The 25,367-nt window shown below is 66.3% G+C and carries 18 protein-coding genes and 6 pseudogenes; 15 read left to right on the top strand and 9 right to left on the bottom strand.

What is annotated here, in order from left to right; translation table 11 throughout:
* Positions 1-408 precede the first annotated feature (408 nt).
* From FZ046_RS27070 to istB, 4 genes are all read left to right on the top strand, one after another.
* The gene (locus FZ046_RS27070) at positions 409-1,644 is read left to right on the top strand and encodes an IS256 family transposase (protein WP_070356446.1); all 1,236 of its coding nucleotides are present in this window, start codon (positions 409-411) and stop codon (positions 1,642-1,644) included.
* A 72-nt stretch (positions 1,645-1,716) separates the two neighbouring features.
* The gene (mobF, locus tag FZ046_RS27065; protein WP_246183112.1) at positions 1,717-4,266 is read left to right on the top strand and encodes a MobF family relaxase; all 2,550 of its coding nucleotides are present in this window, start codon (positions 1,717-1,719) and stop codon (positions 4,264-4,266) included.
* 134 nt (positions 4,267-4,400) lie between these two features.
* A complete protein-coding gene (locus FZ046_RS27060) occupies positions 4,401-5,762 on the top strand; it encodes a Mu transposase domain-containing protein (protein ID WP_070356439.1) in 1,362 nt (453 codons plus the stop codon).
* The gene (gene istB / locus FZ046_RS27055) at positions 5,759-6,616 is read left to right on the top strand and encodes an IS21-like element helper ATPase IstB (protein WP_070356438.1); all 858 of its coding nucleotides are present in this window, start codon (positions 5,759-5,761) and stop codon (positions 6,614-6,616) included. The genes FZ046_RS27060 and istB overlap by 4 nt, the downstream gene beginning before the upstream one ends.
* Here istB and FZ046_RS27050 read toward each other — a convergent pair.
* The 3 genes from FZ046_RS27050 to FZ046_RS28085 all read right to left on the bottom strand — a co-directional run bounded on the left by FZ046_RS27050 (position 6,608) and on the right by FZ046_RS28085 (position 8,365).
* Complete coding sequence (locus FZ046_RS27050; protein WP_149484379.1) at positions 6,608-6,889, bottom strand: hypothetical protein; 282 nt, start codon at positions 6,887-6,889, stop codon at positions 6,608-6,610. The genes istB and FZ046_RS27050 overlap by 9 nt on opposite strands.
* 67 nt (positions 6,890-6,956) lie before the next feature.
* Positions 6,957-7,433 carry a hypothetical protein gene (locus FZ046_RS27045; protein WP_070356070.1) on the bottom strand — a complete coding sequence of 159 codons (477 nt, stop codon included), beginning with the start codon at positions 7,431-7,433 and terminating at the stop codon, positions 6,957-6,959.
* Complete coding sequence (locus FZ046_RS28085; protein ID WP_246183110.1) at positions 7,430-8,365, bottom strand: EspK C-terminal domain-containing protein; 936 nt, start codon at positions 8,363-8,365, stop codon at positions 7,430-7,432. The genes FZ046_RS27045 and FZ046_RS28085 overlap by 4 nt, the downstream gene beginning before the upstream one ends.
* An 899-nt stretch (positions 8,366-9,264) precedes the next feature.
* Here FZ046_RS28085 and FZ046_RS27035 point away from each other — a divergent pair.
* The 4 genes and pseudogenes from FZ046_RS27035 to FZ046_RS27020 form a co-directional block, all read left to right on the top strand.
* Positions 9,265-9,540 (top strand): annotated as a pseudogene (locus FZ046_RS27035) (transposase); the annotation flags it as partial.
* A pseudogene (locus FZ046_RS27030) lies at positions 9,512-10,225 on the top strand (HAD-IC family P-type ATPase); the annotation flags it as partial. The pseudogenes FZ046_RS27035 and FZ046_RS27030, both read left to right, overlap by 29 nt.
* Before the next feature lie 67 nt (positions 10,226-10,292).
* Positions 10,293-10,892, top strand: coding sequence for a cadmium resistance transporter (locus tag FZ046_RS27025; protein ID WP_070356069.1), 600 nt, complete (start codon positions 10,293-10,295; stop codon positions 10,890-10,892).
* A gap of 59 nt (positions 10,893-10,951) precedes the next feature.
* Positions 10,952-11,548: a TlpA family protein disulfide reductase gene (locus tag FZ046_RS27020; protein ID WP_070356068.1), complete on the top strand. Its 597-nt coding sequence runs from the start codon at positions 10,952-10,954 to the stop codon at positions 11,546-11,548.
* Between the two features lie 49 nt (positions 11,549-11,597).
* On the opposite strand, the gene FZ046_RS27015 is transcribed toward FZ046_RS27020, so the two are convergent.
* Positions 11,598-11,942: a DUF3703 domain-containing protein gene (locus FZ046_RS27015; protein ID WP_070356074.1), complete on the bottom strand. Its 345-nt coding sequence runs from the start codon at positions 11,940-11,942 to the stop codon at positions 11,598-11,600.
* A 128-nt stretch (positions 11,943-12,070) separates the two neighbouring features.
* Positions 12,071-12,430, bottom strand: a pseudogene (locus FZ046_RS27010) (ArsR/SmtB family transcription factor); the annotation flags it as partial.
* Positions 12,431-12,454: 24 nt separating this feature from the next.
* On the opposite strand from FZ046_RS27010, the pseudogene FZ046_RS27005 reads away from it, so the two are divergent.
* From FZ046_RS27005 to FZ046_RS28080, 4 genes and pseudogenes are all read left to right on the top strand, one after another.
* Positions 12,455-13,140: pseudogene (locus tag FZ046_RS27005) on the top strand (DsbA family protein).
* 146 nt (positions 13,141-13,286) lie between these two features.
* Positions 13,287-13,874, top strand: a complete 588-nt coding sequence (locus FZ046_RS27000) for a recombinase family protein (RefSeq protein WP_070356066.1) — start codon at positions 13,287-13,289, stop codon at positions 13,872-13,874.
* Complete coding sequence (locus FZ046_RS27715; protein WP_176749671.1) at positions 13,871-14,512, top strand: hypothetical protein; 642 nt, start codon at positions 13,871-13,873, stop codon at positions 14,510-14,512. Before FZ046_RS27000 ends, FZ046_RS27715 begins: the two co-directional genes overlap by 4 nt.
* Positions 14,513-14,538: 26 nt before the next feature.
* The gene (locus FZ046_RS28080; protein WP_246183116.1) at positions 14,539-14,811 is read left to right on the top strand and encodes an AlbA family DNA-binding domain-containing protein; all 273 of its coding nucleotides are present in this window, start codon (positions 14,539-14,541) and stop codon (positions 14,809-14,811) included.
* A 69-nt stretch (positions 14,812-14,880) separates the two neighbouring features.
* Here FZ046_RS28080 and FZ046_RS28075 read toward each other — a convergent pair whose 3' ends face one another.
* The 4 genes from FZ046_RS28075 to FZ046_RS27585 form a co-directional block, all read right to left on the bottom strand.
* Positions 14,881-15,117 (bottom strand): hypothetical protein, encoded by a 237-nt coding sequence (locus tag FZ046_RS28075; protein WP_246183115.1) that lies wholly within the window; start codon positions 15,115-15,117, stop codon positions 14,881-14,883.
* Between the two features lie 936 nt (positions 15,118-16,053).
* The gene (locus FZ046_RS28070) at positions 16,054-16,194 is read right to left on the bottom strand and encodes a hypothetical protein (RefSeq protein WP_246183114.1); all 141 of its coding nucleotides are present in this window, start codon (positions 16,192-16,194) and stop codon (positions 16,054-16,056) included.
* Between the two features lie 755 nt (positions 16,195-16,949).
* Positions 16,950-17,258 carry a hypothetical protein gene (locus tag FZ046_RS28065; protein WP_246183113.1) on the bottom strand — a complete coding sequence of 103 codons (309 nt, stop codon included), beginning with the start codon at positions 17,256-17,258 and terminating at the stop codon, positions 16,950-16,952.
* A gap of 2,371 nt (positions 17,259-19,629) precedes the next feature.
* Positions 19,630-19,857 carry a hypothetical protein gene (locus tag FZ046_RS27585; RefSeq protein WP_170292540.1) on the bottom strand — a complete coding sequence of 76 codons (228 nt, stop codon included), beginning with the start codon at positions 19,855-19,857 and terminating at the stop codon, positions 19,630-19,632.
* 999 nt (positions 19,858-20,856) lie between these two features.
* Between FZ046_RS27585 and FZ046_RS26960 the strand changes: the two are divergent.
* The 3 genes and pseudogenes from FZ046_RS26960 to FZ046_RS27710 form a co-directional block, all read left to right on the top strand.
* Positions 20,857-22,090 (top strand): annotated as a pseudogene (locus tag FZ046_RS26960) (IS256 family transposase).
* A 72-nt stretch (positions 22,091-22,162) separates the two neighbouring features.
* A complete protein-coding gene (mobF, locus tag FZ046_RS26955) occupies positions 22,163-24,712 on the top strand; it encodes a MobF family relaxase (protein WP_246183112.1) in 2,550 nt (849 codons plus the stop codon).
* A 134-nt stretch (positions 24,713-24,846) separates the two neighbouring features.
* Positions 24,847-25,359, top strand: a pseudogene (locus tag FZ046_RS27710) (IS21 family transposase); the annotation flags it as partial.
* Between the last annotated feature and the right edge of the window lie 8 nt (positions 25,360-25,367).

Below are 25,367 nucleotides of genomic sequence, written 5' to 3'. Positions count from 1 at the left end.
TCTCCACGTTCCTCCGCATCACCCAACCCGCACCAGCCCTTTCAACTCCATCTCCACTGCTACCCCTCCGCAACTTCCCCACCGCCCATCACCAGCAACCAACGCCTCACCCGGCCACTCCCTCCCTCTTCCACACAACTACAATCACGGCACATTGGCACAAGTTGTGCAATACTCGGCTTCGGGCGCTGGCGCGCCCGAACCCCGGCCGCCTGGCGGCGGCCTGTCCGGCTTGGTGAGGTGGTCTGGTGGCGGTGCGACCGTGCTGACGATCGGTTGCGTCCACCAAGGTGGTGTACGAGTCGGACCTGATCAGCGGTACCGGCGTGTCGTAGCCGAATGATTGAAGGTCATCGCGTGATTCTTCGAGAGACCGACCAAAGTTTCTCGAGCAAAGGAACCGACGCGATGACCACTGCCCACAATATCGACCTGCCCACCGTGCTGGCCGAACGACTCACCACCGCCCATCCCGACGTGCTGCGCGAGCTGCTCGCCACATTCATCCACACCCTGATGGGCGCTGAGGCCGACGCCCTGTGCGGCGCCGGATACGGCGAACGCAGCACCGAGCGCACCAACTCCCGCAACGGCTACCGGCACCGCCAATTCGACACCCGCGCAGGCTCATTGGATCTCGCGATCCCGAAGCTGCGCCACGGCTCCTACTTCCCGGACTGGCTGCTGGAACGCCGCAAACGCGCCGAACGGGCTCTGACCACGGTAGTCGCGACCTGCTACCTGCTGGGGGTCTCGACGCGGCGGATGGACAAGCTGGTGGAGACCCTGGGGATCACGTCGCTGTCGAAGTCCCAGGTCAGCGTGATGGCTAAGGAACTCGACGCCGCCGTCGAAGCCTTCCGCACCCGGCCCTTGGACGCCGGCCCGTACACGTTCGTGGCCGCCGACGCCCTGGTGCTCAAGGTCCGCGAGGGCGGGCGGGTGGTCAACGTGCACGCCCTGATCGCGGTCGGGGTCAACGCCGAGGGCCATCGCGAAATCCTGGGTATTGACGTCAGTACCGCCGAGGACGGAGCGGGCTGGTTGACGTTCTGGCGGTCGCTGACCGCCCGCGGCCTGTCCGGGGTCAAATTGGTCACCAGCGACGCCCATGCCGGGCTGGTAGCGGCCATTGGGGCGACGCTGCCCGGGGCGGCCTGGCAGCGGTGCAGAACGCATTACACGACCAACCTGATGGCCGTCACTCCCAAGTCGTCGTGGCCGTGGGTCCGGACATTGTTGCATTCGGTGTTCGATCAACCAGACGCTGAATCGGTTGCTGCGCAATATGATCGGATCATCGAGGCCCTCGCGGACAAGCTCCCCAAGGTCGCCGACCACCTGGAAGAAGCCCGGGCGGACCTGCTGGCGTTCACTGCGTTTCCCAAGCAGATCTGGCGCCAGATCTGGAGCAACAACCCCCAGGAACGCCTCAACAAGGAGATCCGCCGACGCACCGACGTCGTCGGCATCTTCCCCGACCGAAACGCTCTGATCCGCCTCGTCGGCGCCGTCCTGGCCGAACAACACGACGAATGGGCAGAATCGCGGCGCTACCTCGGCCTCGACGTCCTCAGCAAATCACGCACCGTCAACGACACACCGACAGAACAGGAGGCCACCCCAGCGGCACTGACCGCCTGACCCAACTACCTCGAAGAATCACACGACGACGTCGTACACCACGTCCCTGGACTTGACCTGACGATCTCGCGGTTGTCGCGCTGGAGCATCGGCTACTACAACGACACCGCCAATCAGGCCCGGCAAGCGTCGATGGACCGTCAGGCCGCCGGCGGCGGCCTGGGCGAGTACTACTCCGAAGGCGATACCCGGGTCCCGACCTGGGTCGTGGTCGGCGACAAGGCCACCGTCGGTGAGGCCACCGGACTGGACGGGGCTGCCCTCGACGGCGGGTTTGCTGACACCGAGGTAGCGGCACGGTGGCTCGACGACGGCGTGACGCCCAGCGGGGAGGCGGGGCGGGCGTTCGGGACCAACGGGGTGCACGGGTTTGACCTGATGTTCGCCGCGCCCAAGAGTGTGTCGCTGCTGCGGTCGCTGACTGACGACGTGTCCGAGAAGGTCATGCAGAACGCCCACGTCAAAGCCGTCGAAGCCGCGATGACCTACCTGCACGAGCACGCCGGCTACACGCGGGTGCACAACCCGCTGACCAGCAACAAAGACCTCCAACGGCTGCCCGGGCTGGTGGCGATCGCCTACCAGCATGAGACGAGCCGGTGCGGGGACCCGCACCTACACACCCACGTCATCGTGCCCAACCGCCAGGCCAGGGCCGATGGCCGGTTGGTGTCGATCGACTCCAAGTCGCTGTATCACGAAGCCAAGGCCGCCGGGATCATCTACCAAGCCACCCTGCGTCACGAGCTGCACGCCGAGCGCGGCTTCGAATGGCAGCGCGTCGATGAGCATTCCGGCATGGCCGAGATCGCCGGCGTCACCGCGGCGAGCATCAAGGCGTGGTCGCAGCGGTCGACCCGACTGCGGGAATGGGCCAAAGACAACCTCGTCGTCGTCGACGGTGAACCCACCGCCGCGCAGTTGGCCACCGCGCAGAAAGCGACGCGGCCCTCCAAACCCGAGCAGCTCGCCTGGGAAGAACTCAAAGCAACGTGGCGCGCTGATGCGCGCGGTCTGGACTTGGACCGCGATGCGCACTTCGCCGCGCGCGCTGAGCGGCGCGCACAAGCGCGCATCCCCGGGCGGGCGCGTATCGCTGCCGCGCTAGCGCACATCGATAAGGCCGCGTTCACGCGCGCCGATGTCGTCGAGCTGATCGGCGCGGTCATGCCGTATGACGAAGATCCTGGTGAGGGCCGGGATGTGCGGGCGCGCATCGAGGACCTCGCCGCGCGCATCGGCCTGCGGGTGAGCGCACCGCGCGCCGCACATGAGCGCGAAGGACACGAGAAATACACGCTGACCGCGATCCTCAAGGAGGAGATGCGCGTCCTCGAGGCCGCGGGTGTCACCGATGCGCGTGCGCGCCTGGGTGTGCGCTCGAGCGACCTGGCCGCGCTGTCACCGGATCAGGCGCGCGCGGTGACCGCGATCGGCATGTCGCAGTGGTTGGTCAATCCGCTGTCCGCACCCGCGGGTGCGGGGAAAACGCACTCCCTGCAAGCCCTGCGCGCCGCCGCCCACCGAGTCCACAAAGAGGTGCTGGTCCTCGCTCCCACCGGGACGGCGGTCGACCAAGCACTCGCTGACGGTGCCGGCGATCACGGGATGACCCTCGACAAAGCGCTGCACCAGCTCGACAACGGCACCCTGCAACTCGATCAGCGCACCGTGGTGGTCGTCGATGAAGCCTCCATGGTGGCCACCCCCAAGCTGGGCCAACTGTTGGAGGCCACCACCGCCGCCCGGGCGAAAACCGTGCTGGTCGGGGACCCCTACCAGCTTGCCCCGGTCAAAGCCCGCGGCGGCATGTTCGACCAACTGTGCACCGAGCTGCCCTGGACTCAGCGCCTCTCGCAGGTGTGGCGCATGCGCGATCCGGCCGAACGCGACGCCTCGCTAGCGATCCGCAACGGGCGCGGCAACCGACTCCGCAGAGCAGTCGGCTGGTACCGCAGCCACGACCGTCTGCACACCGGCGATCAGGTCAGCATGGCCGCCGACGCACTCGCGGCCTACCTCGACGACCGCGCCGCCGGAAAGAACACCCTGCTCGTCTGCGATACCTGGGACATCGCTGATGCCCTCAACCAGCGCCTCCACGACACCCTCAGCACTCAGGGACCCGCTGCGCAGGTGGCCCGCGACCAGACGGTGCGGGTCGGTGACATCATCGTCAGCCGCGACAACGACCCCACCATCACCGTGCACCCCGGCCCCCACCACCGTGAGGGCCAGGCGGTGGATCAGGTGCGCAACGGCAACCGGTGGCGGGTGGCCGGCGTCGACGAAACCACCAACCGTGTCGCTGCTGAACGGCTCACCGACAAAGCCCGCGTCCTGTTCGAGGGTGACTATCTGCGCCAGCATGTCCACCTTGGATATGCGGTCACCGTGCACGCCGCTCAAGGTGTCACCGTTGACACCGCCCATACCGTGCTCGGCGAGACCGCCTCCCGCACCCAGGCCTACGTCGGGCTCAGCCGCGGCCGCCAGACCAACCACGCCTACCTCTACACCCGAGCCAGCGGCGAAGCTGACCACGAACACAGCGCCCCCCACACCGACATGCATGTGGCCCGGCGCGGCGCCAAACACACTGCTGCGCACGCCCTTCAGTGACCGCGCTCACTGAATTTCCCCACTGACGCTCATCGAAATTCCCCACCCGTGTGGCTCCGCCGAGAAGGGCGGGCCTCCCTCGAAGCTGCTGGTGTCTGACGCCAGTTGCTCCATCGAAGGAGGCCCGCTTTCTCATGCTCACATGGGAGGACGATGTGGAAGTACATGCCCTGCACAAACGTGGTTGGACGATCTCGGCGATCGCCCGCCACACCGGCTTCGACCGCAAGACGGTCCGCAAGTATCTGGCCGGTGACGGCACGCCCGGGGTCCGCGCCCGGCCCGACCCGGATCCATTCGATCCGTTCGTCGACTACATCACCGCGAGGCTGACCGAGGACCCGCACCTGTGGGCCCGCACCCTGTTCGACGAACTGGAGGACCTGGGGTTCGGGTTGTCGTATCAGAGCCTGACCCGCAACATCCGCGCCCGCAGCCTGCGCCCGGTCTGTGAGGCTTGCCGGACCGCCACGCAGCGCCCGAACGCGGTGATCCCGCACGAGCCCGGGGATGAAACCCAATGGGACTGGCTGGAATTGCCCGATCCACCGCAGTCGTGGGGCTGGGGCAAGACCGCGCACCTGCTGGTCGGCTCGCTGGCGCATTCCGGGAAGTGGCGCGGCTATCTGGCGCCCTCGGAGGATCAGCCGCATCTGGTCGCCGGCCTGGACCGCGTCACCCGCGGCCTCGGTGGACTCACGCGAGTGTGGCGCTTCGATCGGATGGCGACCGTGTGTGACCCCGGCTCGGGTCGGGTGACGGCATCGTTCGCCGGGGTGGCCAAGCACTACGGCGTCGCGGTGGCGATCTGCCCGGCCCGGCGCGGCAACCGCAAGGGCGTGGTGGAGAAGGTCAATCACACCGCCGCGCAACGCTGGTGGCGCACCCTGGCCGACGAGGCCACCGTGGAGGCGGCCCAGGCCAGCGTGGATCGCTTCGCCCGGGTCCGTGGTGACACCCGAATGCGGGCCACCGCTGACGGGCGGTCCTCGGTCGCTGTCGTGGCCAAGGCCGAACCGCTACACCCGGCGCCGGCGCAGGCGTATCCCGTCATCGTCTCCGAGCGTCGGACCGCGTCCCGGCAGGCATTGGTGCCCTACCGCGGCAATCGCTACTCGGTGCCCCCGGAACTGGCCGCCGCCCAGGTCGTGGTGTCCCATCCGGTCGGCGGCGAGTTCTGCGACATCGCCACCACGAGCGGGATCATCGTCGCTCGCCACCGGATGGCCGCCGACGGGCTTGGGGTGATGGTGCGTGACAGCGGGCATGTCATCGCCTTGGACACCGCGGCGATGGCCACCGCAGCCACCGGGCGTCCGCATCGCCGCAAGGAACGCATCCCACCGGGACCGGCCGCCAAAGCCGCTGCCGCGCAACTGCTTGCAATCAAGCGGCCATCCACCACCGCAATTGAAACATCGACTCCGTCAACCGATTCCACCGTCATCGACTTGTCCGCCTACGAGCGGGCCGCCCAGAACAGGACCATCCAATGACCGCCACGCCGCCCAACGCCACGACCACCACCACAACCGCCACCCAGGAGTCGCCGTCGGCGGCGGCGAGCCGCTATCAGCAGCTGCGCTCACACCTGGCCGAACTCAAACTCACCGCGGCCGCCGAAGCGCTGCCCGCGGTGCTCGACCAGGCCACCGCCGAAGGCCTGTCCCTGACCGTCGCATTGGAGCGGCTGCTGGCCGTGGAAGTCGAGGCCTCCACCGCCCGCCGACTGGCCGGCCGGTTGCGGTTCGCCTGCCTGCCCACACCGGCCACCCTGGCCGACTTCGACGTCGACTCCGCTGCCGGGATCGACCGCAAGCTCATCGACGAACTGGGCACCTGCCGCTACCTGGAATCGGCGACCAACATCCTGCTCATCGGGCCACCGGGCACCGGCAAGACGCATCTGTCCGTCGGATTGGCCCGCGCTGCAGCACACGCCGGCTACCGGACCTACTTCACCACCGCCGCCGACCTGGCCGCCCGGTGTCATCGCGCAGCGATCGAGGGGCGCTGGGCCACCACGATGCGGTTCTTCGCCGGTCCGACGCTGCTGGTGATCGATGAGCTGGGGTACTTGCCGTTGCCCGCCGAAGCCGCCTCGGCGTTGTTTCAGGTTGTCTCCCAACGGTATTTGAAGACCAGCATCGTCATCACCACCAACCGCGGGGTGGGAGCCTGGGGTGAGATCCTCGGCGACACCACCGTGGCCGCCGCCATGCTCGACCGCCTGCTGCACCGCTCGGTCGTCATCAACCTCGACGGCGAGTCCTACCGGCTACGCGACCATCACGCTGCCGCTGAAACCCTACGCCGGACCACCACCGGCACCCGCCAACAACTACACTGACCGCTGCTCACAGGTGAGGAATTTCGGCGAGCACAGCCGGGGATTTTCGATGAGCGCCGTCATCAGATGATCCTGGCCAACGACGACCGCCCCCGCACCATGCACGTCGAAGCCGAACACACCGCCCGCGAACACCTCCCCGACATCATCGGCCAGGTCCTCGACCGCCATGAGCAACGCCGCGGCACCTGGCGGTCCGCCTGGCGCGAGCATGCCCACGCTCAACAGAGCCTCCACCAGGCCTACGAACGTTTCCGCGCCGGACTGGAACACAGCGCCGAACAGTCACGCGGCCGAGGTCGTGGCCGCGACGTCGACGGCCTCGAACTCTGATTCAGCCCTATGCCCAGACGCCTACGCGGTGAGCCAGAGCAGTCCGCGCCTCGCTCACAATCAGAGCCGTCTGCCATGTCTGCAGCGGCCCGTCTTGGGTCCACACCGCGACGCTGCGCAAGGCAGGCCAGGTGATCGCCTTGACCATGGCGTAGCCGGGCCGCCCGGCGGCTTCGAGTTCGTCCAGTGCGCCACGCACGGACGCCGCCCACCGCGGCGCCAGCCACCCCGGAAGCCCCGCTACAGCGCCGCCGCGCGCATCTTCGTCGGCCGCAGTGAACTGAACTGAGGTGGTGACGTCAGCCATAATTTCGGCGGCAATCCGAGCTGTTGCGATGCCTTTCGCTGTGGCTCCGGCTACCCGTTCCAGTACCCCGTAGCTGTCTTGGCCTTCCCACACCAACGCGGCCGTGGCGGCAGCAATTGTCGCCTCAGCGGCTACCTCTAACGGATTCCACTCGTTGACTGACACGTCTGCATTCATCGAACACCGCCATCCTCGTGGCCAACCCAAAGTTGGCGTTCAGCGGCGACATGGTGGGCCAGATAGACCACCTCCCGGTGATCTGGGGCGCCGCGGCGCCACAACAGCAGCATCTCCGCGAGCCGGGCCACATTGTGCTGCACTCGCGCGTACGACGACGCCTCAGTGTCGGTGCCGATCCGGCCGGGCCGCTGACCCGAGCTGTCGGTGATCGCCATCGGTAGCACGGCACTAGCGAGTTCGTCCCACTGCGATTCGGTGATGGCGGTGCCGCGGTCGAGGTGGGTGGCGATCTCGCGCAGCAGCGGCGGTATCGGCAGCGTCAGGAGTTCACCGGCCTGGGTGAACGTGACGTGCGCAGTCTGTCTGGTGATGGCCAGTGATTCGCGCACGTCGACCGGGGTTGCGGTGTTCAACTGCGCGTAGGCGGCCGGATTGAGGGCCTGTAAGCGGTGTAACCGGGTCTCATCCAACGGCGGCTGCACCACGCCCCCACCCAGGGGCGTATCGGTGGTGTGCATGGAGCAGTCGGCATAGTGCGGCACCCCAGCGGCCCGGGCCGGCTGTGCTGATCCGCCGAAGCCCGTCGAGACCGCCACCGCCCACAGCTCAATATTCGGGTCCAGCGCGGTCACCGAGTTCCCGTAAGCCACCATGGTCTGCGCCGGATTGATCCAGCCGAACCAGCGACGCCGAAAAGCGTTGTCCAAACCAGAATCTGAGAACAACGACTCCACCCCTTTAGGCAGATGCACCCCCGCCGGGATGAACCCCGCGCCTTCGCCGGACGTCACCACGGTCCGGGTTCTCGCAGGTGTCTTGAACACCCCCACACACCAGTCGATGGTGCCGTAATGGCGAGAAGCCTTCATCAGCTCCTCCACCAACGCGCACGCGTTGGCCAGCAACGGATCAGGCGCGGCCGATCTCACTCCCGCCACCGCACCCGCAGCAGCCGCGGCACCTCCCGACGCCACCACTCCAGGAGGCAGCGGTGTTCCCGGCCCACCCGCAGCCGGCGACGCCGGGGCTGCTGGTGCACCAGGTGGGGCCGACGACGCAGACGCCGCAGACACCTGGCGCGGGGCAATGTCGGAATTGAAGGGTGGTAACGGGCCCCCGGGCGCAGGTGTCGGCGACACCATCGGTGTCCCCACCGGCCCAGCTGGTGCCGCTGATCCGCCCGCAGCAGCAGGTGCGCTCTGCGCCACCGGACCGCCGCCAGCCGGCACCGATGGCGCACCCCCAGCACTCGGAGACCCATACGCACCAACCGTCGAACTCGCCGGTTGCGCCGGCGGCGGGGTCACAGGCGGCGGCAACACCGAACCACCACCCGCCAGACCCGCGTTGAATCCCCGCGAAAAGTCAGAAGAAGGAGTCGACGCACCCCCACCCGCCGCGGCCGCAGGCAGACCAGCACCTCCCGACCCAGGCGACAACCCCGCCGCCGCAGCCGGATTCAACCCCCCAGCACCGCTCTCCGGGGAGACAGAACCAGCCCCCGACAAACCACCCGCACCCGGCATCTTCAACCCGCCGCCGCTACTGCCCGTAGCCGACAACCCACCGCTAGCGGGTGTCATCGGCGCTGGCATTGGCGTCGGTGTTCCAGTTGCCGCGTAAGCGTTTTCGAGTGAACTGGGATCGGGGGGACTCGGTGCGCCGGAACCTTCTGTGCTCGGCGTAGTAGCTGGGTTCCCCTTACTACCGCTCTGCTCATTTGATTCGGCGTTGCCGCCGTGGGGTGTCTCGCGGCTGACGCCAGATCCAGATTTGACACGCTCTGGGAAATCCGGAGGCTCCTGACCTTGGAAACGAGGATGGAGTCATGCCGAAGGAGCAGTCGCCGGGGAAACCGACCACTCGCCGCTATAGCCCGGAGGAGAAGGCCGCCGCGGTGCGGATGGTCCGGACCCTGAGGGCGGAGTTGGGGACTGAGCAGGGCACGGTCGCGCGGGTGGCCCGCCAGCTCGGCTACGGACTGGAGTCGGTGCGCTCCTGGGTGCGTCAGGCCGACATTGACGAGGGCCTGGCGCCGGGAGTCTCGACCGCTGAATCACGCAGGGTCCGCGAGCGGCTGGCTCGACCCCGGCCCGCTCGCCGGTGACGTCGCCCGCATGCAGCGGACCGGGGCCACCGCGGTCCTCGTCGAAGACGACGGCGAAGTGATCGGCGCCATCGCCGTGCGCGACGAGCTGCGGCCTGAGGCCGCCGAGGTGGTCGCCCGGTTGCGCCGCGACGGCTATCACGTGGCGATGCTCACCGGCGACAACACGGCCACCGCCGCGGCGCTGGCCCGCGATGTCGGGATCGAGGACGTGCACGCCGAGCTGCGCCCCGAAGACAAAGCGCGGCTGATCGAACAGCTCCGGGCTCAGCGCCCCACCGCGATGGTCGGTGATGGCGTCAACGACGCTCCCGCGCTGGCCACCGCCGACGTGGGGATCGCGATGGGCGCGATGGGCACCGACGTGGCCATCGAAACCGCCGACGTGGCGTTGATGGGTGAAGACCTGCGCCACCTTCCCCAAGCGTTCAGTCATGCCCGCCGGGCGCGGCGGATCATGCTGCAAAACGTCGGCCTGTCTCTGGGCCTGATCATCGTGTTGATGCCGCTGGCCTTGTTCGGGGTGCTCGGGCTGGCCGCCGTGGTGCTGGTCCACGAACTTGCCGAGATCGTGGTCATCGCCAACGGCGTGCGGGCCGGACGCAGCACACCGCTGGCCGGCGCGCCGGCCGATCCGGCAGCCAGCCCCACTCGCGCGGCGCCGGTCGGCGCGCCGTCGTGACCGCCGGCCACACCGGCGTGGTGACTTATGGGCGGGTAAACGACACCGCAGACACGGGGGCAGGCGCATGATCGTGTCGTCTGTTCTGCCCGCCATCGGCCTGTTCATCGTCACCAACATCGACGACATCATCGTGCTCTCGCTGTTCTTCGCCCGCGGCGCGGGACAACGCGGCACCACGGCCCGGATCACCGCAGGCCAATACCTCGGATTTGCGGGGATTCTGGGCGCGGCGGTGGTGGTGACACTGGGCGCCGGAGCGTTCCTTCCCCCAGAGGTCATCCCGTACTTCGGGCTCATACCCCTGGCCCTGGGACTGTGGGCGGCCTGGGAAGCCTGGCGTGGCAACGATGACGATGACGACGACGACAAGGTGGCCGGCAAGAACGTCGGTGTCTTAACCGTCGCAGCAGTCACCTTCGCCAACGGCGGAGACAACATCGGGGTCTACGTCCCGGTCTTCTTGAGCGTGGGACCTGCGGCCGTGGTGGCCTACTGCATCGTCTTCCTCGCCCTCGTCGCGGTCCTCGTCCTCGCCGCCCGATTCGTCGCCACCCGCCGCCCGATCGCCGAAGTCCTCGAACGCTGGGAACACGTCCTGTTCCCGATCGTCTTGATCGGACTGGGCATCTTCATCCTGGTCAGCGGCCTCGCCTTTGAAAACTAGGCAGCCAGGAACACCGGCGATGCAATCGGCGACAAACGTGGTCATCGAAAGGAATTTTCGTGCCGAGCCTCAGTCGATGTATCGCCGTCGTGGCAGCCGTTGTCGTCGCCGCAGCCTCGGTCACCGGCTGCACCACCGGCGAAGATGCCGTGGCCCAAGGCGGCACCTTCGACTTCGTCTCACCCGGCGGCCAAACCGCGATCTTCTACGACCCACCCTCGACACGGGGCACGATCGGCGATCTCACCGGACCTGATCTGTTCACCGACGAACCGATCCAGCTGTCCGATTTCACCGGCAAGGTCGTCGTCATCAACGTGTGGGGCTCCTGGTGTGCGCCCTGCCGCACCGAAACACCGGAACTGGAAACGGTGTACACCGAGTACCGCGATCGGGGCGTGCAATTCCTTGGCATCGACGTCCGCGATAACCGGGACACTGCACGCGATTTCGTCACCGACCGCAACGTGCAATATCCCTCCATCTTCGACCCCTCACTGCGCAGCCTCATCACCCTGGGACGTAACTATCCGACCAGCGTGGTGCCCACCACGATGGTCCTGGACCGCCACCACAGGGTCGCAGCGGTATACCTCATGGCACTACTGGCCGAAGACCTACGGCCGCTACTCGACCGGCTCACCACCGAACCCTGACACCTCCACGAAGACAGCAGCTTTGCCTGCCCGGTCGCCGTGGCGGCGCTCATCTACTGGTGACGGCTGCGGCGAGATCGTCGGGAATGGGCATCGGCGTCATCAACCCTGCCGTGACGCGGCCGGTGTTGCCGACGGGATACCGACCGCTCATCGACCCGGGGGCGGCGACAATGAGGCGCAGCACCTGCCCAAGTGCTTCGCGGCGATCGCGCTGACGCACGGCCAACACCAGCATCGCGGCGTGGTTGCAGGTGTGCAGCCACGGATCTGGCTGCGACACGATATGAGCCCGCTCCAGATGTCGCCACCGCACCAGCGCATCGTCGGCCTTCCTGGCCGCCTCCATCTCGCGTCGATACACCAGCCGGGCCTGCGCACTGATCCTTGGCATCACACTGGCTCCTGTCCTGCGGTCGGAGATCGGTCACCGACAGCAACACTGCCACCGAGACCAGTTGCATTGCGTTGCTGGCCAACGCTTTTCACGTTCCGCCTGGAAGTCGACAACGGACTTCCTTCAGCAACCGCGGCCACGCCGGTCAGCACCGAAGCCGTCAACTGGCGACCCCGCTCGGTCAGCCGATACATGACCAACTTCCCCTGGCGCCGCGAGGACACCAGGGACGCATTCTTGAGCTGGCGCAGATGGTGTGACACCAGACCTTGAGACAACCCGACCACCCAGGCCATGTCACAGACACACAACTCCTCGCCAGTGGCCAACGCGGCCGCAATGGACAGCCGAGTGCCATCCCCCAACCCACGCGCAGCTGCAGCGGCGGCCTGCACAGTGGCGCTGTCGGGCACCGCGGCGCGGATCTCCTCCGCGTGGAGCAGGTCCAAACACAGAAGATCGCAGGTATCGAGCGGCTCGGCCATATTCATATACTAAAATACGTTGATATGAAGATGAAAGGCCTCGGCTCGATCCTGGCCAACACCCGCGTGCTCCTCACGCTTTTCGTCATCGCGGTGGCCACCGTGGGGACCGTGGTGTTTCTCTCCGTCCGCGACGCGGGCTCAACTTCCGACATTGCACTTGACGGGTCACCAGCCGGTCAGACGGTCAGAGAGAACAGCCACCGGCTCAACTCGGTGCCCGACAGCGATATCTACTTCGTCGAGTTCCTCGACTTCGAGTGCGAGGGCTGCCGCGCGGTGTATCCCGCCATCGAGCAGCTCCGCGCCGAATACGGCACCCGGGTGAACTTCGTGCTGCGCTACTTCCCGCTGCGCTCGCACTTCAACGCCGAGCGCGCCGCCCGCGCGGTGGAAGCCGCCGCCCAGCAAGGCCAACTCGAACCCATGTACCGCAAAATGTACGACACACAAACAGAATGGGGCGAGCAGCAGACTGCCGCCGATGACGTGTTCCGCGGCTTTGCCCAGCAACTCGACCTCGACATGAGCGCCTTCGACGCCACCTACAACGACCCGGCCACCCTGGAACGCATCCAGCTCGACATCGCCGACGGCACCGCACTGGGTGTTCAGGAACGCCCACCTTCTTCCTCAACGGGGAACGCATCCAGCCACGCAGCTACGAAGACCTCACCACGGCCCTTGACCAGGCTCTGGCGCGCGGATAGACGTCCGTCTCGTATCTAAAGAATCGAGACAGCCCGTCGGACGCTCCTCCCCTGCCGCATAACCGCTGGTCGTGCAATCTCATTTCTCGTCTCACACCGCGTGTCTCAGATCCTCATTGTCGGAGGGCAATGAGACCGTAGATGCTGTGACAACGATCCTCGGGTACGCGCGGGTGAGCACTCTGGGCCAAGACCTCGATGCGCAGCTCGCCGCGCTCGCCGCCGAGGGGGTCGAATCGGACCATGTCTTCACCGACAAAATCTCCGGCGCAGTGAACACCGATCGGCCAGGCCTGACGGGCTTGCTTCACTACGCCCGCGAAGGTGACACCGTAGTCGTCACCGCCATCGATCGACTAGGCCGATCTGTCGTAGAAATAACCCGCACCATCGCCGATCTCGGCCAGCGCCGAATTCTATTGCGCGCCTTACGCGAAGGCGTCGACACCGGCACACCGACAGGGCGCGCGGTGGCCACCATAATGGCGACGCTCGCCGAACTCGAGCTCGAGCTCGGTCGCGAGCGCCGCGCCGCCTCGCGTGACTCCCGCCGCGTTCGCCAACTGCCCGCCACCAAGCCGGCCAAGCTAACCCCGGAACGCCAAGAACAGCTGCGCCGGCTCGCCGCAACCGGCGAACCAGTCCCTGAACTCGCTCAAGCATTCGGGATCAGTCGCGCCACGGCGTACCGCTACCTGGCCAAACTCAGTTCGCCATCAGGAGCCGCCTCATGACCAGCGCCGATCTGCACCCGTCGACTCATCTGCGAGCCGCGGCCTGGGTCCCCGATGACGTCGAAGATCGGCCTTATGAGGACGCCATCGCCCTGGCCGCCGATTGGATCTGGGAACGCAGCCAGGACGAGGATCTCGTCCCGCTGCTGGTGAGCAACGCTCAAAATGCCGGGAGCTTCGGTTATGCCGACCTCGACGAGATCATCCGAGCGGGTGGGCACACCACTCCGCAAAGCCGCAGCCGGCCCGATCGTGGACCGGTCCTCGCCTTCGTGCCAGATGAACGGTCATTGCACTTCGCGATGGGCCTCGCGCGCGGTCATTCGCTTGCTGTCGTCGAGGGTTCCACACCCTTGGCCGACTGGGCTGCTGGCGCGGCCGCCATCAACCTGCTGACAGGAGAGGCCGCCACCTCCGAGATGGGCGATGACGTGCGCAAAGACCTTGATTCCGTCATTTTCTACGGCGGTCGCAACGGCTGGACCGGAGCAGATGACAAAGCCCAAGCACGGCGATTTCTCAACGCCCACGTCAGCGGCGGCCGGCTCACTCCCGATCAGGCCGCCGCCTACGTCCTGTCGTCGCAGTCGGTGTCTGACCGCGGGGCGAAGCGCCTACGCGAACTGCTCAGCCGCTAGTCGCGACCGACCGTTCGAGGAACCCCATGAATGCGATCCCCGCCCGTACGGAGGAAGAACTGCAGCGGTTAGCGTTGAATGGCTTGCTGGAAGAAACCCACTGGTTGGACCTCAAGCGCGAGCTGGGATCCGGAAACGCCGCGAACAAAGACCTAGCCAAAGACATCGCTGCGTTCGCTCTGGATGGTGGAACGATCCTGATCGGCGTCGACGAGGGACACCACTCCGCCCGGTCTGTGGCCCGTTCCTGTCGACGGACTCGCCGAACGCATCGAGCAGATTGCACGAATGAGGGTTGACGAGGCGGTACAGATCCGCACTACCGTCATAAACTCCGCCGGCGATCCCACCCTCGGTTACCTCGTCGTTCACGTTCCGGCAGTCAGTTCGAGCGCCGCACATGGTCGATGGTCGCTATTACGGCCGGCGGGGACAAAACCAATCGAATGCTCTCCAACACCGAGGTCGTGCGGCTCCTGGACCGGCGACTGGCTGATCGGCGCGACCTGCGAGCAGAGGCGCGCACCATCCGCACCGACCTCGCAGGCCAGGACCAACGCCTGTTCGTAGCGGTGGCCGATCCGCTCGGCGCCCGTGAAGGACATGCTCGTCGCCTTGTCTGAATCATCGACGTGGCAAGAAACAGTGCTTCAACTGGTGCACTCAGCTGCGGACGCTCAACACCAGACGTACGCACCAACACTGGTCCAGGCCAGCGGATTCGCCCGGCGACCCGGCGGCGTCGCACTCACCACCGGCATGCACGACGGACAACGTTTTACGGGCAACGACCGCGCCGCCGAAATCGTCTTCGCCGAATCCGGGCGACTCGTTCTAGCATCTGAGCGAGCCGTGACCACACGATCGTTCAGCAACGTCTACCCCCCCCACCCGACTCCACCGTGGTGTTCGAGGCGTTGATCATCGGTCACGTCAGCTTGCTAGCCCGACTGTCCGCGGCGGTCTCGCACCATTGGGGATACACCGGCAGTTGGCGGTTCGCACTCTCGATGAACGGCCTTCGCGACGCGGTGTCATGGGACCCTCACTGACCAGCATTTTGGGGACCGAGGGCCGACCTACACCGAGAACATCTATGAGCGGGTCACTGAAGCTTCGCTAGAGGACCTCGACAACGACCCGGCCAGGTCGCCGCGGCCCTCACTGCTTCCGCTGCTTCGAAGCCTCGGCAGCTACCCAGCCTGGTCAAAACGCTTCCAGCCACAAACGTAGGCAAGCGTCTGAGATAACGAGATGACGTTATGACGTTATGACGTACTACCGCATTGACGCAATTACGTCTTAACGTAATTGCGTCAATGCGTCTTGGTGCGCTAACGGAGTTAGGGGCGGGCATTGAGCAGGTCAGTGACTTTTTTCCATGTCGTTGAACCAGGCCGCGGCTTCGGCAGATCGCCACTGAACCAGCCGTTGCATGCTTTGCAATTCACCTGGGAGGTTGCGGGCGAAGATCGGCTCGTGGTGCGCGACGCGATGTCTGATGTGGCGTACGGGTCTCGATCTCCGAGCGAACGGTGTTTCTAAGAACGTTTCGTTGGTTGGCTCGCATCGAGGTTGGGCAGCACGGTACGGAGATGGCGGTTCCACAGCCGGCCGTCGTGTCTGCGCGTGAACAGATTTTCCCAGAACACAAATTTGAGTTCCGGGATGACCTTGCCCACCGTGGCGTGATGCTGTCTGACCTGAATGAGGTCCCGTTTGGGGCTGTAGACGGGTCTTGGAGGGTCGGGTAACGCTCCGGTGAAACTGGGGTCCCACACCCACCGTGGACCGTAGGACGGCTGTCAGCGCGTCCGAGGCGGCATTCCTTACCACGACCTCGCATAGATGTATTGGCGCCATGAACGCTGCCGAGACCTCCACGTTTCCAGCGGTACAGCGCGAGGGCTGCGAGGGTCTGCTCATGCTGCGGCTTGTGCGTGACTACCTGGCGATAGGTGGTCATCCGCGGAGTTGTAGGCAGCTGGTGATCTTCTGCGCATCAGCCTCGGTCATTGCGTAGGTCGGTCCCGGCATGTAGCCTATCTATCACGCGCTTCGGGACTCGCTGGCTGTAAAGCCTCCCCCCGTCGACACACGATTTACATGGAGATGGCTTCAACTCTTCGGAGTTGGAGCCATCTTCTTTTTGCCGGATCGAGGGCGTCCCGAGTCCGGTCTACTTCATAAGTTGTGCAAGACGCTTTAGACGTAAAGACGTAATTACGTCTTTACGTTGTCAGCAAGCCACCGATCAGCCAAATCGGTAAGGATCTTGCTCATGCTGGTGTCGCCATCGAGGGCGGCTTGCTGAGACGGCGAACAGTGGAACGGGGCAGGTAGACCGTCGCCCGCTGCATGTCATCTGCCGGCGACCGGAACGCTTCGGCCGCCCGCTTTGCGGGCTCAGTGCGCACACGGGCGGCCATCTTCGAGGTCAGATCAGACATGGGCCCATCGCTTCCAGGAGTTCGGTCAGTACATCGTCATAGCCGTGCAAACGAGTAGGGGTGGCGCCATAGGCGCGGCGCACGTCCTCGCGCCGCAGGATCGGGGTCCCGATGACCGGCACGCCCTCCGCTTCCAAGAGTGCACGGACTTCATCGGCAAGACGGGTGCGTAGATCCACACTGGTCAGCAGCACAGCAGTGGGCCGGTGAGCGGTGATCTCCAGAGTCGGCCAGACACGGCGAACGTCCAGCGGGGGACGCCCCAGTCGGCACGACGACCAGATCCGCAACGTCAATAGCCTCCTGAATCACCTGCGCTGTTCCAGGCGGGGTGTCAACGATCGTCAAATCTCGATCGCGTTCCGCCGTCAGTGGTTCGACTGGCCGGCACCACCGGGAACGGCATCGGACCGTCGGCGCTGGCATCGGCTGCCCATTCCAACGCCGAGCCCTGGGGATCGGCGTCAATGAGCACCACGTCCAGACCGCGCGAGACGCCGGCCCGTCGCGAGATACATCGCGCTGGTGGTCTTGGCGACACCACCTTTGGTGTGAACCAACGAAAGAATCGGCATATACGAGACCTTACGTCATGACGTAATAACATAACTACGTTAGAACGTAACAACGCAATGACGGAATTGCGTCTTTACGTTGAACGTGCCCGATGAACGGGGCAGCCTAAGTGCCAACGTGCTTATTCAGCCAGGCAGCCGCCGCGAAAGAAGACCCCTCCGCCTGTCACTGCTGCCGTTAGCGGCTCACGGGTGCCGATGTACGTTCCGATCCCGCTAGCCCCAGGCGGCCACGGCGGCCGCCCGAGAACACGACGGTGCTGCGCACCGTCAGCAGTGGCGGCGGGTCCTTCTTTTGTGGTGCCACAATTGCCCCTATTGCTCGTAGAAACATGCCTTCACCCCTTAAGGGATGGCAGGCCACGTTCTACAGGGGCACCGTGCAGAAGCCCGGCGGCTAAACCACTGACTGCTATAAACGCGCAGGTCAGAAGCGCCTGGGTGGGGGAGAGCGCAGCAACTCCTTCCTCGCCGCAGATTTGTGGTGAACGTGTGGGGGTGGCTGTCAAGGCCACGCCGCTACGCGGTCGAACTCCGGTCGAGCCTTGACAGCCACCCCCACACGCACGAACCCGGCCACTACGAGGAAGGACATGCCGCGAAGGAGGCCCGATAACCGCGCTGGGTGGGGAGGTTGGTTTTGCCGGAAATCCGCCCGCGCGGACCGGCGCGCCTGCGCCGTTTCCGGCAAAGCTACGGGCAGGATCGCGCATATGACCGGACCAACTCGTCGAGGCCGCCCGTCCTTGGGGGAGCGAGCCGTCATGACCGCAAACCCTTCCCGTCACCGTTCTCACCACCGCGACCGCAGCCGCGGCCGATTACGGCGTCGACCGGTCAGCTGTGCTGACTGACATCGTGTGCTTCCACTACGGCCGGCCTGATCTGATGCGCCACTTACCGCAGCAGCTGTTATTCGAAACGCAGCCCACCATGGCGCATGCCGACGATGTCATCGGCCCGCACGCAAAAGTGCGTCTGCCGCTGCCAATAGCCGAGCTCGTCGAGCGCGACCATCAGCGACTCGGAATGCAGCGGTCCACCCTACCTGGCCGACATCATCTGCCGACACATGGGTTTCCCCCATCTTGTCCGCGAACTCGACACGAAATCTGAGAAGGAGGTCCTGCCGCTAGCGATCTGAGATACAGCGCCAGACCGCAGTGGGAGGGCGGTCTAGCCACCTTACGCACATCTCAATAACGCGCGGATGACCCGCTAAACGACGAAAGCCCCCGGCTGGAACCAGGGGCCGCGTCGAGTCGAGTTGGGAGTCTCGACTCTGCGGTGCTTTCGCACCATCCCCGAAGGGACTGTCTTGCTGGACAGGTCTCACGGTAGCGCACACCCGTCTGCAGTTCTAGATGACGCGCACCGTGGTTTATCAGATAGCAACCATTACCGGCCGTTTTCGAGGCGGCGGTCCGGTCACCGCACCACCGCCGACGTATCGTGGGGTGTACCCGGTCGTGCGCCGGCGCGGTGTTATCCGCACCACCGGCAACCGCCGAGGTCCTGGCGATCCGCCGCGGCCGCCGGCTTTTCGGGCCGGGACATGCCGGCGCCGAGTGTGTTCGTCGGCTTGGAGCTTGATGCTGACGCCTATGCCGGTGTGCCGTGCTGGAGCGGGGGACCGTCCTACTGGGCGCACACCACCGTCGCGGTGGCGTACGAGCTGCGCACTACGGCCACCGAGGTGCGCCGCCGCATGTGTGTGACGGCGGGATCGGAAAAAGACGCTCATCGTGATCGCTGCGGCCATGGCGCGCTACGCCGACTGGAGCACCGGCCGCAAACTGCCGACCCACCAATGACCAACTGGCGGCCGCCACCGGGTTCTGTGAGCGCACCATCCAGCGGGCCCACGAGTGCCTACGCCTGCTCGGCGTGGCCACGAGGCTTCTGCGCGGCCGCCAACGCACCTACATCGAGCGGATGGCCTCCTGGCGGATGGGCGACCGGCACCGCGGCTGGCTTCGGTGTGGGCGCTGCACGATAAACCCCCAGATCAACCGAGTAATCCACAGCTTGTCACCCCATCTGGAACGGTCCCCAGTAACCACCACCTCCCCCTGTTTTAGAGATCCGGTTACTACCCGCACGGGCGCACGCCGCCCGGCACCACGGCGCTGCGCGCCGCCGAGCCCCCGACGAGCAGGGACGTCGGCTGGCCGCCAGGTGGCGCGCTGACCGGATACCCGCCGTGGGCACGGATGTACACCACCGGCAGCTGGGCGGGGATGCTGGCCGCGCCGGCGGCCGCCGGCTGGACACCGGCTGACCTGACCGCGTTGGTGGCCGACTGCTCGGCACCGGACATTGGATTCCCGACGCGCCGGCCCGGCCTATCGCCCTGCTTGGAACACTGCTGGCCTGGCACACCAGCCACAACAGCCTGAGCGACCGACCCGCCGCGCTCGACGAAGCCCGCGAAGCTCAGGCACGTGCCGCCGAACAAGCGCGCGCCGCGGCCGCCGAACAGGCCCGCCGTGAACACGCTGAAGGCCGAGCGCGCGGAAAGCCGCCGCCACCGGACCGGGCCGCGCCGCGGCGTTTGAGGCGCTGGCCACAGCGCGGCAACGCGCCGCACACCGGCGCACCGTCGCGGCCGCCGCCGAACAAGCCGCCGCGACGAGCTCATCACCCACGCACGCCGCGCCCGCCGCGCTGCGCTAACGACTTCTACCGAAGCGGGCCGTGCGGGCGTTTCACGCCCGCCGCTACCCGATGTAGCTGTTTGCTCCCCAAACATTGATCAGGCATCTGGCTCGGGGCCTTCGCTACTCGGTCGGCACGTCGAGCCATGCGATATCGCGCCCCATCGCCGGGGGTAAATCGCCGTCCACAAGCCAAGCGAGGACCTGTTCTGAGGCGCCGCTATCGCGGCGCACCAACAGCTCTAGCAGCCGCCTCTCCACGTTCCTCCGCATCACCCAACCCGCACCAGCCCTTTCAACTCCATCTCCACTGCTACCCCTCCGCAACTTCCCCACCGCCCATCACCAGCAACCAACGCCTCACCCGGCCACTCCCTCCCTCTTCCACACAACTACAATCACGGCACATTGGCACAAGTTGTGCAATACTCGGCTTCGGGCGCTGGCGCGCCCGAACCCCGGCCGCCTGGCGGCGGCCTGTCCGGCTTGGTGAGGTGGTCTGGTGGCGGTGCGACCGTGCTGACGATCGGTTGCGTCCACCAAGGTGGTGTACGAGTCGGACCTGATCAGCGGTACCGGCGTGTCGTAGCCGAATGATTGAAGGTCATCGCGTGATTCTTCGAGAGACCGACCAAAGTTTCTCGAGCAAAGGAACCGACGCGATGACCACTGCCCACAATATCGACCTGCCCACCGTGCTGGCCGAACGACTCACCACCGCCCATCCCGACGTGCTGCGCGAGCTGCTCGCCACATTCATCCACACCCTGATGGGCGCTGAGGCCGACGCCCTGTGCGGCGCCGGATACGGCGAACGCAGCACCGAGCGCACCAACTCCCGCAACGGCTACCGGCACCGCCAATTCGACACCCGCGCAGGCTCATTGGATCTCGCGATCCCGAAGCTGCGCCACGGCTCCTACTTCCCGGACTGGCTGCTGGAACGCCGCAAACGCGCCGAACGGGCTCTGACCACGGTAGTCGCGACCTGCTACCTGCTGGGGGTCTCGACGCGGCGGATGGACAAGCTGGTGGAGACCCTGGGGATCACGTCGCTGTCGAAGTCCCAGGTCAGCGTGATGGCTAAGGAACTCGACGCCGCCGTCGAAGCCTTCCGCACCCGGCCCTTGGACGCCGGCCCGTACACGTTCGTGGCCGCCGACGCCCTGGTGCTCAAGGTCCGCGAGGGCGGGCGGGTGGTCAACGTGCACGCCCTGATCGCGGTCGGGGTCAACGCCGAGGGCCATCGCGAAATCCTGGGTATTGACGTCAGTACCGCCGAGGACGGAGCGGGCTGGTTGACGTTCTGGCGGTCGCTGACCGCCCGCGGCCTGTCCGGGGTCAAATTGGTCACCAGCGACGCCCATGCCGGGCTGGTAGCGGCCATTGGGGCGACGCTGCCCGGGGCGGCCTGGCAGCGGTGCAGAACGCATTACACGACCACCTGATGGCCGTCACTCCCAAGTCCGTCGTGGGCCGTGGGTCGGACATTGTTGCATTCCGGTGTTCGATCAACCAGACGCTGAATCGGTTGCTGCGCAATATGATCGGATCATCGAGGCCCTCGCGGACAAGCTCCCCAAGGTCGCCGACCACCTGGAAGAAGCCCGGGCGGACCTGCTGGCGTTCACTGCGTTTCCCAAGCAGATCTGGCGCCAGATCTGGAGCAACCCCCAGGAACGCCTCAACAAGGAGATCCGCCGACGCACCGACGTCGTCGGCATCTTCCCCGACCGAAACGCTCTGATCCGCCTCGTCGGCGCCGTCCTGGCCGAACAACACGACGAATGGGCAGAATCGCGGCGCTACCTCGGCCTCGACGTCCTCAGCAAATCACGCACCGTCAACGACACACCGACAGAACAGGAGGCCACCCCAGCGGCACTGACCGCCTGACCCAACTACCTCGAAGAATCACACGACGACGTCGTACACCACGTCCCTGGACTTGACCTGACGATCTCGCGGTTGTCGCGCTGGAGCATCGGCTACTACAACGACACCGCCAATCAGGCCCGGCAAGCGTCGATGGACCGTCAGGCCGCCGGCGGCGGCCTGGGCGAGTACTACTCCGAAGGCGATACCCGGGTCCCGACCTGGGTCGTGGTCGGCGACAAGGCCACCGTCGGTGAGGCCACCGGACTGGACGGGGCTGCCCTCGACGGCGGGTTTGCTGACACCGAGGTAGCGGCACGGTGGCTCGACGACGGCGTGACGCCCAGCGGGGAGGCGGGGCGGGCGTTCGGGACCAACGGGGTGCACGGGTTTGACCTGATGTTCGCCGCGCCCAAGAGTGTGTCGCTGCTGCGGTCGCTGACTGACGACGTGTCCGAGAAGGTCATGCAGAACGCCCACGTCAAAGCCGTCGAAGCCGCGATGACCTACCTGCACGAGCACGCCGGCTACACGCGGGTGCACAACCCGCTGACCAGCAACAAAGACCTCCAACGGCTGCCCGGGCTGGTGGCGATCGCCTACCAGCATGAGACGAGCCGGTGCGGGGACCCGCACCTACACACCCACGTCATCGTGCCCAACCGCCAGGCCAGGGCCGATGGCCGGTTGGTGTCGATCGACTCCAAGTCGCTGTATCACGAAGCCAAGGCCGCCGGGATCATCTACCAAGCCACCCTGCGTCACGAGCTGCACGCCGAGCGCGGCTTCGAATGGCAGCGCGTCGATGAGCATTCCGGCATGGCCGAGATCGCCGGCGTCACCGCGGCGAGCATCAAGGCGTGGTCGCAGCGGTCGACCCGACTGCGGGAATGGGCCAAAGACAACCTCGTCGTCGTCGACGGTGAACCCACCGCCGCGCAGTTGGCCACCGCGCAGAAAGCGACGCGGCCCTCCAAACCCGAGCAGCTCGCCTGGGAAGAACTCAAAGCAACGTGGCGCGCTGATGCGCGCGGTCTGGACTTGGACCGCGATGCGCACTTCGCCGCGCGCGCTGAGCGGCGCGCACAAGCGCGCATCCCCGGGCGGGCGCGTATCGCTGCCGCGCTAGCGCACATCGATAAGGCCGCGTTCACGCGCGCCGATGTCGTCGAGCTGATCGGCGCGGTCATGCCGTATGACGAAGATCCTGGTGAGGGCCGGGATGTGCGGGCGCGCATCGAGGACCTCGCCGCGCGCATCGGCCTGCGGGTGAGCGCACCGCGCGCCGCACATGAGCGCGAAGGACACGAGAAATACACGCTGACCGCGATCCTCAAGGAGGAGATGCGCGTCCTCGAGGCCGCGGGTGTCACCGATGCGCGTGCGCGCCTGGGTGTGCGCTCGAGCGACCTGGCCGCGCTGTCACCGGATCAGGCGCGCGCGGTGACCGCGATCGGCATGTCGCAGTGGTTGGTCAATCCGCTGTCCGCACCCGCGGGTGCGGGGAAAACGCACTCCCTGCAAGCCCTGCGCGCCGCCGCCCACCGAGTCCACAAAGAGGTGCTGGTCCTCGCTCCCACCGGGACGGCGGTCGACCAAGCACTCGCTGACGGTGCCGGCGATCACGGGATGACCCTCGACAAAGCGCTGCACCAGCTCGACAACGGCACCCTGCAACTCGATCAGCGCACCGTGGTGGTCGTCGATGAAGCCTCCATGGTGGCCACCCCCAAGCTGGGCCAACTGTTGGAGGCCACCACCGCCGCCCGGGCGAAAACCGTGCTGGTCGGGGACCCCTACCAGCTTGCCCCGGTCAAAGCCCGCGGCGGCATGTTCGACCAACTGTGCACCGAGCTGCCCTGGACTCAGCGCCTCTCGCAGGTGTGGCGCATGCGCGATCCGGCCGAACGCGACGCCTCGCTAGCGATCCGCAACGGGCGCGGCAACCGACTCCGCAGAGCAGTCGGCTGGTACCGCAGCCACGACCGTCTGCACACCGGCGATCAGGTCAGCATGGCCGCCGACGCACTCGCGGCCTACCTCGACGACCGCGCCGCCGGAAAGAACACCCTGCTCGTCTGCGATACCTGGGACATCGCTGATGCCCTCAACCAGCGCCTCCACGACACCCTCAGCACTCAGGGACCCGCTGCGCAGGTGGCCCGCGACCAGACGGTGCGGGTCGGTGACATCATCGTCAGCCGCGACAACGACCCCACCATCACCGTGCACCCCGGCCCCCACCACCGTGAGGGCCAGGCGGTGGATCAGGTGCGCAACGGCAACCGGTGGCGGGTGGCCGGCGTCGACGAAACCACCAACCGTGTCGCTGCTGAACGGCTCACCGACAAAGCCCGCGTCCTGTTCGAGGGTGACTATCTGCGCCAGCATGTCCACCTTGGATATGCGGTCACCGTGCACGCCGCTCAAGGTGTCACCGTTGACACCGCCCATACCGTGCTCGGCGAGACCGCCTCCCGCACCCAGGCCTACGTCGGGCTCAGCCGCGGCCGCCAGACCAACCACGCCTACCTCTACACCCGAGCCAGCGGCGAAGCTGACCACGAACACAGCGCCCCCCACACCGACATGCATGTGGCCCGGCGCGGCGCCAAACACACTGCTGCGCACGCCCTTCAGTGACCGCGCTCACTGAATTTCCCCACTGACGCTCATCGAAATTCCCCACCCGTGTGGCTCCGCCGAGAAGGGCGGGCCTCCCTCGAAGCTGCTGGTGTCTGACGCCAGTTGCTCCATCGAAGGAGGCCCGCTTTCTCATGCTCACATGGGAGGACGATGTGGAAGTACATGCCCTGCACAAACGTGGTTGGACGATCTCGGCGATCGCCCGCCACACCGGCTTCGACCGCAAGACGGTCCGCAAGTATCTGGCCGGTGACGGCACGCCCGGGGTCCGCGCCCGGCCCGACCCGGATCCATTCGATCCGTTCGTCGACTACATCACCGCGAGGCTGACCGAGGACCCGCACCTGTGGGCCCGCACCCTGTTCGACGAACTGGAGGACCTGGGGTTCGGGTTGTCGTATCAGAGCCTGACCCGCAACATCCGCGCCCGCAGCCTGCGCCCGGTCTGTGAGGCTTGCCGGACCGCCACGCAGCGCCCGAACGCGGTGATCCCGCACGAGCCCGGGGATGAAACCCAATGGGACTGGCTGGAATTGCCCGATCCACCGCAGTCGTGGGGCTGGGGCAAGACCGCGCACCTGCTGGTCGGCTCGCTGGCGCATTCCGGGAAGTGGCGCGGCTATCTGGCGCCCTCGGAGGATCAGCGCATCTG

The sequence above is a fragment of the Mycolicibacterium grossiae genome, from assembly GCF_008329645.1.
In the GTDB taxonomy this organism is placed as follows: Bacteria; Actinomycetota; Actinomycetes; order Mycobacteriales; family Mycobacteriaceae; genus Mycobacterium; species Mycobacterium grossiae.
This window is presented reverse-complemented; position numbering and strand designations above follow the sequence as displayed.

Coding starts and splice junctions, on each gene's coding strand:
- FZ046_RS27070 (WP_070356446.1), top strand. CDS start 409: ATGACCACTGCCCACAATATCGACCTGCCCACCGTGCTGGCCGAACGA.
- FZ046_RS27060 (WP_070356439.1), top strand. CDS start 4,401: ATGCTCACATGGGAGGACGATGTGGAAGTACATGCCCTGCACAAACGT.
- istB (WP_070356438.1), top strand. CDS start 5,759: ATGACCGCCACGCCGCCCAACGCCACGACCACCACCACAACCGCCACC.
- FZ046_RS27045 (WP_070356070.1), bottom strand. CDS start 7,433: ATGAATGCAGACGTGTCAGTCAACGAGTGGAATCCGTTAGAGGTAGCC.
- FZ046_RS27025 (WP_070356069.1), top strand. CDS start 10,293: ATGATCGTGTCGTCTGTTCTGCCCGCCATCGGCCTGTTCATCGTCACC.
- FZ046_RS27015 (WP_070356074.1), bottom strand. CDS start 11,942: ATGCCAAGGATCAGTGCGCAGGCCCGGCTGGTGTATCGACGCGAGATG.
- FZ046_RS27715 (WP_176749671.1), top strand. CDS start 13,871: ATGACCAGCGCCGATCTGCACCCGTCGACTCATCTGCGAGCCGCGGCC.
- FZ046_RS28080 (WP_246183116.1), top strand. CDS start 14,539: ATGAATGCGATCCCCGCCCGTACGGAGGAAGAACTGCAGCGGTTAGCG.
- FZ046_RS28075 (WP_246183115.1), bottom strand. CDS start 15,117: ATGTCCTTCACGGGCGCCGAGCGGATCGGCCACCGCTACGAACAGGCG.
- FZ046_RS27585 (WP_170292540.1), bottom strand. CDS start 19,857: ATGTCCGGTGCCGAGCAGTCGGCCACCAACGCGGTCAGGTCAGCCGGT.